This is a genomic window from Shewanella kaireitica, from assembly GCF_023284045.1.
Lineage (GTDB): Bacteria > Pseudomonadota > Gammaproteobacteria > Enterobacterales > Shewanellaceae > Shewanella > Shewanella kaireitica.
On record NZ_JAKIKQ010000021.1, the window covers coordinates 59190 to 73804 of the forward strand.

General features: G+C 41.9%; 10 protein-coding genes. All 10 read left to right on the forward strand.

The features are described from left to right. Positions 1-45 precede the first annotated feature (45 nt). The 10 genes from L2730_RS19435 to L2730_RS19480 all read left to right on the forward strand — a co-directional run bounded on the left by L2730_RS19435 (position 46) and on the right by L2730_RS19480 (position 14574). Entirely contained in the window at positions 46-1641 is a 1596-nt protein-coding gene (locus tag L2730_RS19435) for a class I SAM-dependent DNA methyltransferase (protein WP_248976102.1), read from the forward strand. Beyond that, the gene (locus tag L2730_RS19440) at positions 1638-3059 is read left to right on the forward strand and encodes a restriction endonuclease subunit S (protein ID WP_248976103.1); all 1422 of its coding nucleotides are present in this window, start codon (positions 1638-1640) and stop codon (positions 3057-3059) included. The genes L2730_RS19435 and L2730_RS19440 overlap by 4 nt, the downstream gene beginning before the upstream one ends. Beyond that, entirely contained in the window at positions 3056-3802 is a 747-nt protein-coding gene (locus L2730_RS19445; protein WP_248976104.1) for a DUF4145 domain-containing protein, read from the forward strand. Before L2730_RS19440 ends, L2730_RS19445 begins: the two co-directional genes overlap by 4 nt. A gap of 62 nt (positions 3803-3864) precedes the next feature. Further along, positions 3865-5646: an AAA family ATPase gene (locus L2730_RS19450; protein WP_248976105.1), complete on the forward strand. Its 1782-nt coding sequence runs from the start codon at positions 3865-3867 to the stop codon at positions 5644-5646. Between the two features lie 362 nt (positions 5647-6008). Next, positions 6009-6773 (forward strand): hypothetical protein, encoded by a 765-nt coding sequence (locus L2730_RS19455; protein WP_248976106.1) that lies wholly within the window; start codon positions 6009-6011, stop codon positions 6771-6773. 80 nt (positions 6774-6853) lie between these two features. Beyond that, positions 6854-7597, forward strand: coding sequence for an HNH endonuclease (locus L2730_RS19460; protein WP_248976107.1), 744 nt, complete (start codon positions 6854-6856; stop codon positions 7595-7597). 26 nt (positions 7598-7623) lie between these two features. Next, positions 7624-10272, forward strand: coding sequence for a P-loop NTPase fold protein (locus L2730_RS19465; protein WP_248976108.1), 2649 nt, complete (start codon positions 7624-7626; stop codon positions 10270-10272). 159 nt (positions 10273-10431) lie between these two features. Then, on the forward strand, positions 10432-13440 hold the full coding sequence (locus L2730_RS19470) for a UvrD-helicase domain-containing protein (protein WP_248976109.1): 3009 nt from the start codon (positions 10432-10434) through the stop codon (positions 13438-13440). Between the two features lie 154 nt (positions 13441-13594). Continuing rightward, entirely contained in the window at positions 13595-14194 is a 600-nt protein-coding gene (locus L2730_RS19475; protein ID WP_248976110.1) for a hypothetical protein, read from the forward strand. Beyond that, entirely contained in the window at positions 14194-14574 is a 381-nt protein-coding gene (locus L2730_RS19480) for a hypothetical protein (RefSeq protein WP_069671216.1), read from the forward strand. Before L2730_RS19475 ends, L2730_RS19480 begins: the two co-directional genes overlap by 1 nt. Positions 14575-14615: the final 41 nt, after the last annotated feature.

Genomic DNA, 14615 nt, shown 5'->3' on the forward strand with positions numbered 1-14615 from the left:
CAGTAACAGAACCTAATCCAAATTATTTAAAGATTGAGAACAATTATGAGCATGACTTCAAGCAATAGTGACATCGTACAAAAGCTGTGGAACCTCTGTGACGTACTGCGTGACGACGGCATTAACTACTCCGATTACGTCACCGAGCTAGTCCTACTGCTGTTTATTAAAATGGTGCATGAGAACAGTGAGGCAGGCTTACTGAGCGAGCACACCATGCCAATAGGTTGTCGCTGGGGTGACTTAAGTGATAAAGATGGCATAAATTTACTCAATGACTATAAAAATATCTTGATGACCCTATCTACAGGGAAACGTCGCGAAGTAGACCCTGAAGATCCAAAAAATACCATTGAAAAAACAGTTGTAACAGACCCACTGATTCTTGCTATTTATGCCGATGCACAAACACGCCTGCGTGAGCCTCGCCACTTAAAGCAATTGATCAAATCACTAGATAGTATCAATTGGTTCGATGCTCAAAAAGATGGCCTCGGTGACTTATATGAAGGCTTGTTAGAGAAGAATGCTAACGAAACTAAATCAGGTGCAGGGCAGTACTTCACACCTCGTGCTCTCATTGATTCGATAGTTCGCTGTGTAAAACCCAAAGCAGGTGAGTTGATTCAAGACCCTGCGGCAGGAACTGCTGGTTTCCTTATTTCAGCACATAAATACATCAAAGATAATACAGATGAATTGTATGACCTGACAGGACAGAATGGCCTACCTACCCGTGAAGACCAAATCAAGAAGAATTACATCGGTGTTGAGTTAGTCCCCAACACCCGCCGTTTAGCACTTATGAATTGTTTACTCAATGGTATAGAAGGTGGCAAAGATGGTGCTATTCAACTAGGTAATGCCCTTGGGGAAGCTGGTGTTAACCTTAAAAAAGCTAATGTCATCCTTGCCAATCCTCCGTTTGGAACAAGTAAAGGCGGTGATGCATCGATAACCCGTAAGGATTTAACCTATCCCACCAGCAACAAGCAGCTGGCATTTTTGCAGCACATCTATCGTAACCTAAAGGCTGGTGGACGTGCTGCCGTAGTATTGCCTGATAACGTCTTGTTTGAAGCAGGTGTCGGAACCGATATCCGCCGCGATCTGATGAATAAATGTAACCTGAACACTATTTTGCGATTGCCAACTGGTATCTTCTACGCCGCAGGCGTGAAGACCAACGTACTGTTCTTCACTAAAGGCAGTGAAACAGACAAGTTACAGGAAGAGAACTGCACTAAGAATACTTGGGTTTACGACCTACGTACCAACATGCCAAGCTTTGGTAAACGTACTCCCTTTGGTGAGCAGCATCTTAAGCCATTTGAGGCTGTGTATAACATCGTATTAGCAGAGCGAAAAGAGGGCGAGTGGAGCTTTGTTTCAGATACACAAAATGGCAATAAAGATACTTCTCGTTGGAAATGCTTTAGCCGTAAATATATCAGCGAGACTAAAGGTGACTCACTGGACATCTCATGGGTCAAAGATGCCGATAGTGTCGATGCTGCTGATCTAGGTACACCAGAAGAGCTAGCGGGTGAAGCCATGACTGAGCTTAAAGGGGCTTTGGCGGATCTTGAAGCTTTAGTTAAGTCGTTAGGCTCTGAAAAGAAATCAGGGGTGAAGGGATGAGTGAATTTGGTTTATTGCCTGATGGATGGCTTGATACGCAGCTAGGTCAAATTGTTGATTATGGTAAAACAGCTAAGAAAACGCTGGAAGATGTAGAGTCTGAAACTTGGATTCTTGAATTGGAAGATATCGAAAAGGATTCATCTAAGCTTCTTAAAAAAGTTAATGCTTCTGAGCGCCCTTTTAAAAGTACAAAAAATGCTTTTAAAAAAGGTGACGTACTCTATGGCAAACTGCGACCATATTTAAATAAGGTAATAATTGCAGAATATGATGGTGTCTGTACCACGGAAATAATCCCCATTGACTCTAAGCCTTTCTGTTCTAACAGCTACCTTTTTTACTGGTTAAAGGGTTCTAAATTTTTACATTATGTTGATGAAGTCAGCTACGGCGTCAACATGCCTAGGCTTGGTACTAAAGATGGTAATGCTGCACCATTTCGTTTAGCCCCACTAGCCGAACAAAAAGTCATAGCCGACAAGCTGGATGAGCTGCTAGCGCAGGTGGAAAGCACCAAAGCCCGCCTCGATGCCATCCCCGCCATCTTAAAATCATTCCGCCAATCCGTCCTCGCCGCCGCAGTCAGCGGAAAATTGACAGAAGAATGGCGTGGTGAGAATGAAGTGACTTGTGCAAATGAAGAGCATTTGGACATTAAGTATGAGATTCCTGAAGAATATAAAAACATAGTTCGACCCGAAGAATGGATAGTTACCTCAATAGGGAATATCGCTACTTTTCAACAAGGAATGCAAATAGCAAAGTCAACGAGATATACCGAACCAGGTAATAATCGCTTACCGATCCTTAGGATTGGAAGTTATACAACTAAATTTAGCAAGGATGTTGACTATGTAGAATTAGGTGAGGATTCATTAATTGCTGAGCCGTCAGATATCATACTAACTCGTACAGGTGAGACTAGAGGACGTGTTTTAACGGGTTTTAAAGGTGTTTTTCATAACAATACTTTTAGAATTAATTTCAACCAAAGTGTTATAAAACGTGAGTTTTTGATTATTTCACTTAATGAACGTTCAGCTCAGAATTATATTTTAGAAGTATCCGGTCGTTCGGCTCAACCAGACCTTACTCACAAAAGGTTTGGCCCATGCCCCATTTCACTGCCTCCTCTAAGTGAACAAACTAAAATCGTCCGCCGTGTCGAAGACTTATTCGCTTTTGCCGATAAAGTCGAAGCTCAGGTCAATGAAGCTCAAACACGGGTTAACAACCTCACACAGTCGATACTCGCTAAAGCCTTCAGAGGCGAACTCACCGCCGAATGGCGCGCCGCTAACCCTGAACTCATTAGCGGTGAAAACAGCGCCGCAGCCCTGCTTGAGCGTATTAAGGTTGAAAGAGAAAAGCTAAAGCCTGTCAAGAAAACAAGGGCTAAAAAGGCAAAAGCATGATTGAAGTGATTAACCAAATTAAGTCCCAAGATGAATACTTGGGTAAAGGGATTCTGTTCGCTGCCACCCATATGCGTGAAGACCCTGCTATCGCACTGAGCAAGTGCCGTGCATTACTCGAAGAACTTGTAAACCAATTAGAGCAGGCTCAAGGCTATGGCCTGAATGACCGCATTGCATCACTGAACGGTCAGGTTTCCGATAGCATAATCACCCAGATGCACTTTATTAGGAAGATGGGCAACATAGGCACCCATGCAGCTGCTGACGCTAACCAGCAAAGCTGTGCCCAATGCATCACAAGCCTTATCGCTGTCGCCTGCTGGTTCTACGATATAGACAATACCTTGCCTACATTCGAGCTGGTGGAGCCTAAATTAACACCAAAGAGTGAAAACGAAATGACTCAAGCCACACCACTGCAAGCCCGCTACTTTATTGCTGATGCCATACATAAAACTTGGTCAAAAATCGCCGTACTCACCTCAGATGGCGTGCTATACAGCGAATACTTGCACTTCATGAACCCAAGAACCTTCAAGCATGAAGGAATAGACTTTGAAAGCTTCAAAGCTAGCGACTTTAACTTCGGTGCAGATGAACACGGCCACGGCTACCAGCCCCTTAGAGAAGTAACCTGTGAACAAGCCAAAGCTTTCATGCTAACCAAACAAAGTAATTGGGTTGCTAGGTATCTTTCTAGTTGTGAAACTGAACTCAAAGATGATGACTTGCCGTTTTAGCAATAGAACCGCCTGACTTAAGCTGCAAAACTGTAACCGTAAGCCACAAGGAATATAGCTCAATGCGACTATTGTCTCTCACACTACATGGGACCTATAAAGGCCTTAAGGATCAAACCTTTGATTTCCAACACAGCAAGGGAAATATCATCGCGCTGATAGGTTTAAACGGTTCAGGTAAGTCACAGCTATTAGAGCTTATAGCTGAGAGCTTTGCATTTCTAGAGCGTAAGCAACGGAAAGACTTTACAGTAAGAAAAGCTCTAGGGTTTGGGTTTACTCTTATTTACCAACTCAGCGGTACAACGAATCATAGTGCAGGAAGTGATGGGATGAGCTGTGGTAGCCCTTTAGCTGTCGCAGGGGGAATAAATAACCCCATATTTAAAGTTACTCTAGCTAAGGGAAGTAAGAGTCCCCTAGTTTATATTCATCTTAACGGTGATTGGACTGAGATACATATCAATAGCTTAGAGCTTCCTTACATTATTGGTTACTCATCAGGCCTTAACGAAAACCTGCAGCGCAGCTTCATGAAAAATGCAGTGCAATATTTCAAAATAATGAACACTAGGCTCAAGCGTAAGAAAGAGCTTGCAGAAGATTTAAACGATGAGCAAATATCTAATATCAACAAACGTTTTCTTAAAAAAAACCCCCATATATTCGAGCCTGAAAGAGCGTATACCGACACATCTCCTATAACGACAGAGAGCGGAGAAGTTATTACAACAGAAGATGGCGAGCCGATTGAGTCAGAAAGTTTCTTGCTCGGGTTGAGGGAGTACGATACTCCAGCCACCAAGAGTATATATTTAGACTACGATAGTGCAGCTTTATTTTTATTGTCGTTGTCCATTTTACCAAGAGAAAGCATAGCCAGTTTGCTAGATGAGGTAACATACAAGTATCCAGTAAGTGCAACTCTTCGATACGATCTACGAAAGGGTATTGCAGGATTAGATACCATACGGGATGTGCTAATGCTAGTGCGAATAGCTGGGGTAGAAAATGTAACCGGAGTTGGCAAGAAGACTACGGATAAACAGTTTGATCTGTACGAGTTAGATTATCTAGCTGGTGATATCTCTTTAGACCTAACAGATGATGATCTTCTACGAAGGTTAACAGAAGAAAACTACAATGACCCTCTAGCTTTGTTTAATCGCCTCTTTAAAGCTCAGCAACTAGGAGTTGGTAATTGGCGTGGGTCTACTCGAACAAAACTAAGTAAAGACAACTTTATTGGTACAGTAAAAAAGCCCCTTAAAACAAAGCTACCATTATCTATATCAGAGTTAGTTTTAGCTGATGATTGTCAGAACACTGTTTGCTTTGATGACCTTTCAGATGGAGAGGCACAGCTTCTGCAAATACTTGCTACCTCTGCCCTCTTCAGCCAACAAAGAACACTTCTGCTTTTAGATGAGCCAGAGACTCACTTAAATCCATCATGGCGTACTCACTTTCATCGCCAGTTGAACAAAGCAATTGCTAAGCAAGAAGAGAATACGAGTCAACCTCAAGTGTTTCTATCGACTCATTCACCATTTATGGTGTCGTCACTAAGGCGAGAGGATGTTATGTGTTTCGAGCGTCTTGAAAGCAATATGATCAGAATGAAACCAGTAGAAAACCAGACATACGGTGCATCTTTTGAGGTATTGATTAAAGAGCATTTCGATCTACAGTCACTAATATCTCAAACTGTTGTGAAAGATATCAAAGAACATTTGCCAAAAGACGATACAACTGCCGCACGGGAGGAGTCAAAGCAATGGATTATGGAAAATGTGGGTGAATCTATGGAGAAGGCTTACTTGATAAGGAAATTACAAAGCTAATGCTATTCCCATTAGACCCAAATACACCAAAGTGCAAAGTATTTGAAAAACTGAATGCTGAGCTGATTCATTTCTTACATCAGTCAATCAATGCGAAAAGGTTTACTCGTAAGCTTTTCTCAATAGCGACGGGACAGGAGTGCTGGGATAACCAGCCTACAAAAGAAAAGTTTGAAATAGTATTTCGAACATTGCCAGTGTCTGTAGCCGACAGGCAGAAGCTATATGATTCAATCCAAAACTGTCAAAATTTACCTCTTCTTTTTCGCGACAAGACAGTCCCTATTCCAAATATTACACCAGTTAAGCTTTTTGATTCGCTAAAATCGCTTACCACTCACCTATTTACTAGGACAAAGGATTTGGCAGGCATTAGGCGTTTAGCTACAGAGTCGATTGAAGAGCATTATCAAACATACGTCCGCTCAAACTCTGAGCTGTGCTTTCTATGTGGCATATCATCATTAGCGCAAAATCGTTTTAATATTAAAGATGATGATCAATGGCGGGCTGATTATGACCACCTGCTTTGCAAAGATAAATACCCTGCCTTTTCATGCCACCCTGACAACTTTATTCCTACTTGTCATATCTGTAATAGCAAGGCTAAAGGAGCAAAGGATATATTGTGGGACGATAAATCAGGAAGGCGAAAAGCATTTTTTCCTTTACCTCCTTTCCAGGAAAGCTTTTACCACTTGGTGCGCTTAGTGCCCGCTTTTGCAGATTTGGCTGACTTTAGAGCCAATAATGATATTAGCCCGCTAAAAGCTGCGCGCTTACAGTGGCCAACAGCAACTCCAGATGAACGTGAAATGATCAAGGCTTGGATTGACTTATATCAGGTACCAAAGCGAGTAGCAGAAAGAATCACCTCTACATTTTGTGAATATATCGATGCAGATTGCACTCCAGATAATTTTGATGATTTCTGTGATCAAATAAACCGTAAGTGCAGACGTGAGCCTGCTGATATGAAGGTAATGGAATGGCGTTTTTGGTGGTACAGGCTTTACCAGTGGTTGAATGAACAGTCTGACGATATCAAACTTGAAGCTTGGGAGTTAATACGATGGAAGCAGCAATTAGTTAATGGTAACCATGCAGCTCAAACTTTTGGAATATAGAAGACTGTTTGGTTTCCAATTCACGTAAGGTGCTGGCTTTGGAAAGTTAACGGATTCTAGTCCGCAAAAAGGATATGGACATGAAAAAGGATATTACCTTCGAACAGCTACAGACAGTCTATGACCTAGGTTATTTGTTTGCATTACAAAAAACCTCGCTAGATGAAGCGCTAGAACAGCTGGTTGGCTCATTGGATATGAATCAAACTTCTGCGACTAATTACATGCACAACTTTGAAGCCTTCCGTACAGGCAGAGTATACAAGCGTGCTATGAGCGCCCTGTCCTATGAAATATTTTTGCCTCGCTTCTATAAAGACCTCCCTTTACCTGAATTTGAACGGGTAATAGAATCCGTTGAGTTGCATCTAGAGTACCGCTGGTCTAAATCAAAAGCAAAACACCTAGAAGTAAGGACGCTGGTGGACTCATATAAAGTCAAACTAGCTTCACTAACCGTTAGCCCTATCTACCCCGATGAAATCCCTGAGCAGTCTACAGGCTTTATTGAAGGCGCTGTAAAGCAAGTCACTATCAATGCCTATGAGCGTGACCCTAAAGCGAGAGCAGCATGTATTGCCAAGTTTGGTGCCATCTGCCAAGTCTGTAAGTTTAACTTCGAAACCCAATACGGCGAAATAGGTAAAGGCTTTATCCATGTTCACCACAAAGTCGATATAGCCATTATTGGTGAAAACTACCAAGTCGACCCAATTAACGACCTAATCCCCGTTTGCCCCAATTGTCACGCAATGCTCCACACAGAAACACCAGCGATGAGCATTGAGAAGTTAAAGCAAATAATTGATAGCGCTAACACCTAATAATAATTAAAAACATGGAAGTTGAAATGACCAATTCAAGCACCGCTGAGCAGCAATACCAAGAAAAAATTAGCCTCAGACATTACCAACAAGAAGCTGTGGATGCGATTTCTAAGGCGGTGAAATCAGGGCCAGACATTGCATTATTGATTATGGCTATCGGTACAGGGCAAAGCCAAGTCATAGCTCAAGCAATCGCATCCAATAACTCTGTTAGTAAAAGCACCCTCATTGTAAAACTTCGCGCTCATGCAGAACAGCTTAGTATGCGGCTCAATGACTTAGATAGCTTGAGAACCGAATTTGATGTTATCACTTATAAAGATTTTGAAAACAATCACGAAAGACATGCTAATTCAGATGTGTACTACTTAATTGATCTTGATAGTAAAGCTGCGATCAGTACTAGCCAGTTCGTCAGACTAAATAAAAAAGCTAAAGTTCTTATTACGACACCTTATCCTTCGCATGAGTTAGTTGAATACACTAATAGCAATGTCATCTTTGAGTATTCAATTACTCAAGCAAAGGCTGAAGGCATTTACCTACCCGTTAAAGTAATTCAACCTTCACAGTTTCTTGTACCTTATACCTCAGACTTAGAATTAGACTTAGACTTAGATGCTCCCATATCCGGTATGGGGGCTGCTCTAATAGAGAAGCAGCTAAGCCATTGGTTTAGCGAGGTAACATTAAACAATGGGGATAAGGTAGTTATACTGTGCCGGAATATAACTGAAGCAGGTCTTTACTTTCAGGCATTAAACCGATTACTTTCCTATAAAAATGAACTCGCTATCAATACTTCCCTGATTACTTCTCAAAGCAATGATCCAGGGCAGCTAATTAATACTTTTAAAATGGATGAGTCTACACATATTGCCCTAACGGTAAACCTACTGCTAGATAATGCTATATTTCTGCCAAGCATAAATCACGTTGTGAACTTTAAGCCCCTATCTTTACCACAAACTCATCGGTTAGTGAGCTTATTAGCGAGACAATCTGAAGGGAAAGCTTTTGGAACAATTTGGGACTACGCTGGACTTAACTGGAATGAGCCCAGCTTAGGAGTCGATATAGAGCAATCTTTATTAGGTAATACCAACAAAGCCTACCGAATAGAGCCAAAAGGAGACCAAGAGAATAGGACAGATCTACTAGGTAGGGGGGCGCTGGTTCATGTTTTGAGAGGAATCATTGAATCTGACTCTAAGTTTAAGCCATTTACTCTAGGGCTATTTGGTAAATGGGGGACAGGCAAGAGTACAATTATCCATCTATTGAAGCAGGAGTTTAAGAGCAATCCTGACTACCACTTTAGTATTTTTAATGCATGGGAAAATGAACATTGCGACTTCATGGCTGGCGCTTTAGCAAATCACTTAGCAACTGACCTCTATTCGAAAAAAAGCCTTCTAAAGCGTACTTACATGCTAGGTAAGCATAAAGTGTTCTTACAGAAAGATGCTTTGAAAAATACTTTGATTTGGTGGGTGCTCATGGCAATGTCAGCACTTGTCGTCATCGGCACAGGGTTAATAGACAGCTTCTTACCGGAAGGTATAAAATCCCCAGTAATCACTTCTGGAGTAGCGTCTGGTCTCGCTCTAACAATATTTGGCATAGCTAAGAATATCTGGGCTAGCCCTTTTCTCAAGAAAATAAAGTCTATTAGTAACTCTCCAGACTATTCGAAACACTTAGGTGCTGCCCAGTACCTCAAAGAAGACATGCGAGCATTAATGGATTCGTATAGCTTTTCAACTACACGATATCTTAAAGCGAAGTTTAGCTCCTTCTTTGGTTCAAACAAGACTGACTTACATAAAGAAGTGCCAACTAGCGGAAGAAAAATCATACTCGTCGTTGAAGACTTGGATCGCTGCTCACCAGAGCAAATAGTTAGTACTTTAGAAGCAATAAGGCTATTAGGAAGCCTCAATAATGTAATTGTGGTATTCGCTGTAGATGGAGAGCAACTATTGAATGCCGTCGCTTTAAAGAGCTTGAATAGCTTCATAGACCAGGAACAGTCTCAACAGATCGCACGTGATTTTTTAGGTAAGCTTTTTCAGCTAATTATTGAACTTGATGCTCCAAACCCCACTCAACTGTCCCAATTTATTCAGAAGAGACTTTATGACTCGATTGCAGTTGAAACTGAAATAACAGACTCATTTAAGCGAAGCGAGCACCTGAAGCAACAGGCAAAAGAAGCAGTTAAAGACTTTAAAGTAGATTGGGAAGAAGCTGAAAGTGAAGAGGATCAAATAACCGAAACTTCAGACTCGTACCTAAAAAGCACCATAGCGGAGGTTGAATATTTTACTCTGCTCACAGGCCTTTTTAATATTGGCAACCCTAGAACTTTGATTCGGCTTCATAACTCAATAACCCTATTAAAAGGTCTCTTTCCGGTACTCATTAGTAATGATGAGATGTTGAAAGAATATATGTTCTACCTTTTCCTAAATGAAATTTACACTGTTAGCATACCAACCCATGCTTTTGACATGCCTAAGTTTTTTGAAGAGCTAACTGATACTAGCTCTAGCAGAGACAGTGTCGTTCAATATCACTATCAACAAGACATAGAGTGTAATGATCTAAACGCTCTACAGATAACCCTTAACAGAGTCCGTAAAGTGTCAATACCTTATGTAAAGCACTAGTTAAGGAAAGACCTATGTGAGATTAAAGGACCTAATCAGTTAAGTCTTCACTGATTGAGTGCTCACAATTTAAGCGCTTGTAGCTTAATCTCCTTCTGGCCATGATTATCAGTATTACTACGTATAGTAAAGTTAAAACGTTCTGGAAAAGGTTACCCATTGTCATCAAAGCAGTCTGAACAAAGCATTAAACACAGTTGGTTTGGCCATTTCTTTATGGGTAATCCTAATGCTGTGAAACTTACCCACAGTGGTATTACTTTTCATCGCAGCAAAGGTCTGTTTACGGCAGGATATCGTGCAACAAACAGGTCTAAGGAAGATGTTAGCTTCAAATGGCAACAACTAGACTCACCACCAGCTTTTAACTTTAGCGCTTTAGGCTACCTGCTTGGCTTTACCGTATCGGGTAAGGCTTACCAGCTGCCGTACTTAACCTATCTCGCTCATTATCAATTTGGTAACAAGGCCGCACATCTGTGGGCTACAGGTAATGGGCAAAGTATCTGTGAGCTGGTGGCTCGAGTTGAACGCAGCATTGCTACCGAATACCTGCGTCAGTCTCGTGTGGATATGATACAGGCCAGAGTTAAGCGTGAGTATAAACGCTGGTTTCCCTGGTGCGAGAATGCGCCACTGGCCAAGAATATAAAAACAGCGCTAACCAAGTTAAAGCAGATGCATAGCTGGAGCCAAGCAGATATAGAAAGGCTGCGTGAAAACTATGTTCAAGTACAGCTGATCAAGTTTGCCGATTTCTTTGAGCATGTTGAATCCAACCCTCTGACCGATAAGCAGCGACGAGCCTGCATAATTGATGATAACAATAATTTGCTACTAGCTGGTGCAGGTACAGGAAAGACCAGCGTTATGGTGGGTCGTGCTGGCTACTTGGTCAAAAGTGGTCAGGCACAAGCTGATGATATTTTGCTGCTCGCCTATGGCAGAAAAGCCGCTGATGAGATGGATGAACGCATTAAAGAGAAGCTTGGTACAGATGATATCAAAGCTAGCACCTTCCATAGTCTAGGTTTAAGAATTATTGCTGAAGTTGAAGGCAAGGTACCTAGTCTGTCTCCTTGGGCTGAGGATGAAAAAGCCAAAGATAGATGGGTACAAAGCACCCTTGAAACCTTGATTGAAGATGAGGCCTATCGCAAACAGCTGTTTGAGTACTTTAGTCAATACTATTATGTTGAAAAAAGCCCGTTCGATTTTGAGTCAGAGGGTGAGTATTTCCAGTACTTAACTGACAACGATATTCGCACCCTGAAAGGTGAGCGAGTAAAGAGTTTTGGCGAGCTATACATTGCAAACTGGTTATTCAGTAATGGTATTGAATACCAGTATGAAGCTAAGTATGAGCATGATGTAAGCAGTGTTGATTTCCGCCAATATCAGCCTGACTTCTACCTACCTGACTACGGTGTTTATATTGAGTATTACGGCACTGATGAAGATGATAGCACCGCGCCTTACATCGATAACCTGCAATATTTGGAGTCGATAGAATGGAAGCGCCAGCTGCACAAAGAGCATGAGACAGTCTGCCTTGAACTGTTTTACCATCAGCATAAAAAAGATCTGCTCACTCATAAGCTTGAGCAAGCTATTCAAGCGTTAGTGATTAAAGAGTCCCCTCTCCCCGATGAAGCTATACTGGCGACGCTTAATGAGCTTGGTCGTGTTACTGAATTAGCTAAGCTGTTCAGTAAGCTAATTGCCTTGTATAAATCAGCTTGTCTTGATAATAACGGGCTAGAGACGGTGTTTAACAATGCAGCTGATGCCAAACAAACCCGTAAGGCATTTGAGCTGCTAGAGCCCATATTAAGCCGTTATCAGCAGCACCTGTCAGCCTCAGGCGATATAGATTTTGAGGATATGATTGGTAAAGCACTTAGCTATCTTCAATATGGGCAATTTATTAGCCCTTGGCGCTATATCATGGTTGACGAGTTTCAAGATATCTCAGAGCCCAGAGCGCGGTTAGTTAAAGCACTAAGAGATTCAAGCTTACCTGGCAGTAAATCAAAAGCATCTCTATTTTGTGTTGGTGATGACTGGCAAGCAATCTATCGCTTTAGTGGTGCAGATGTCAGTTTAACAACTCAATTTATTGAGTATTTCGGCCCTACTGCAAAAACGTACTTAGATCAGACGTTCAGATTCAATAGCAGCATTGGTGATGTAGCAACACAGTTTGTGACTAAAAACCCAGTGCAACTTAGAAAAGATATTAGCTCCCTATCGCAGGTCGATTACCCCACGGTTTCATTGATACGGCGAGGCGAGCAAGAGCCTGCAACGAAAGATGAGCCAAGCCCTAATGCACTTGAACAGGCTTTAAATGCTATCAGCATGCGTGTAAATAATGCTGAAGATAAACTCAGCACTAAGCTAAAAGCTCAGCCCGTAGTGTATCTGCTTGCTCGCTTCTGGTTTCAGCTACCCGATAGAATTGGATTAAAGCAATTAAAAATGCAGTACCCAAAGCTGACTATTGAATGTCAGTCTTTTCATGCCTCAAAAGGTAAAGAGGCTGATTACGTGGTGATAATGGGAATGCAAACGGGAAAACATGGCTTCCCATCGATGAAAGTCACTCCCCCAATACTGGATGCTTTTCTACCTAAGGCTGAGGTATTTGAGTTTGCAGAGGAACGCCGCCTATTTTATGTCGCACTCACCCGCGCAAAACACCGCGCATACGTGCTTGCCGATATGACAGATGCTAGCCCATTTGTGGTCGAACTACTGAAGGAAAACTATGCCATTGAGCAAGAGGAGTTCAATACCTCTTTAGTACAACAAATTTTTGAAGACATAAGTTGTGTACGCTGTACTACAGGCACACTGAAACCAAGAGTTGGCAACTTTAAATCGTTCTTCTCATGCTCTCACTTTCCCTTGTGTGACCATAAAGAAGAGGGCTGTGAGGTTTGTGGTAGCCCCATGACACGTAAACGCTTTACAGGCTTTAAGGTATGCGTTAATGATACATGTAGCCATACTGCACCTATTTGCAGCGCTTGTGGCGGTGATATGGTACTAAGACCTAGTAGTCGAGGACCTTTCTGGGGTTGCCGCAATTACCGAGGCAAAAACAAGCCCAGCTGTAGCCATACCATAGATAAGACAAAACTATGCTTGCCAGGATTAAAGTAACTGCTAACAAGTTTATAATAATTTGGGAATTTATTTTGAGGTTGGTTATCAAATTGTGTGTTATCCACTTGATTCATCAAGTATAAAGCGCAATGATATGGCCGTTTGGAAATGGGGTTCCTTACCAGCCTTTTCGTGTTATCAAGGATGAAAAATGAAATCAATTTTGAATACTATCGATATTCTTCTGGGGCATCTTGCCGCAGGGATTATGACCTTCTTGCTCTACCTTAGCCTTGGAGCTATTGCTACTCTCTTTCTAATTACTATCCCCGTTGGTTTTCTCGAATACCGTTCGGGTATCAATGATTTGGATTTGGCAGAAATAGGTTCGCTTGCTCTTTTATGCCTTGTTGTTTGGCGGTTTTTTAGTCGAGGGCTGTCACTGCAATGGAGCCGTTGGCAATTGGTTCGACGTTTTATTCATGCTGTTGCTATTAATGGTTTGATTGTGGCTTTTATCCTGTCTTTCTTATTGGTCGTTAGGCTTGTTACAAAAGGGGAAGTTGAGCTAAGTAGCCTTTATAAACTCCATGAGATTACGACTTTTGCATCAAGCTTGATAATGATTGTCACCATCTATGCGGCAGCTCCGCTTTCACCCTTTTACAAAGATGCCCATGATATAAAGTTGTCTGCAGAAAAGTCTGCATCAGAGGCTGATTCGGATGGCACCCAACATACTGGCACAGATGATTTTGCTGAGGATCTGAAGAATTTTAAAGCTCCAGACAACCCATGGGAGAAAGCGTAATGAAATACTTAAAGTTAGTTGTGTTATTGATTTTTTCTTTCAGCTTTTCTCTTCAGGCTAAAGAGGCGCCTTTTCAGGCGGATGATGTCGAGTTCTTACAACAATCTTGCCGTGAAGTGGTGGAGATATTCGAGAATAAAGACCAATCGGGTTCCTATGCTGCGCTTCATACCTCAATGGCTGAAGCTATGCGAGCTGGTTATTGTATTGGCGTGTTGCAGCAATATAGCAAGCAGTCGCACAGCTGCTACTCGAGTGGCTATAGAAGCAGTAATTGGTTTGAGATGGCAAAGACTATTGCCAACATGTCTATGGGTAAACAAGAGCTGCGTAGCTCTCAGGTGAGTAAACTACTTAAGCTGGCATATTGTAATGGTTAGTCGTTTAACCGTACCAGAGGCCATCAGACAGCTGTTTGATA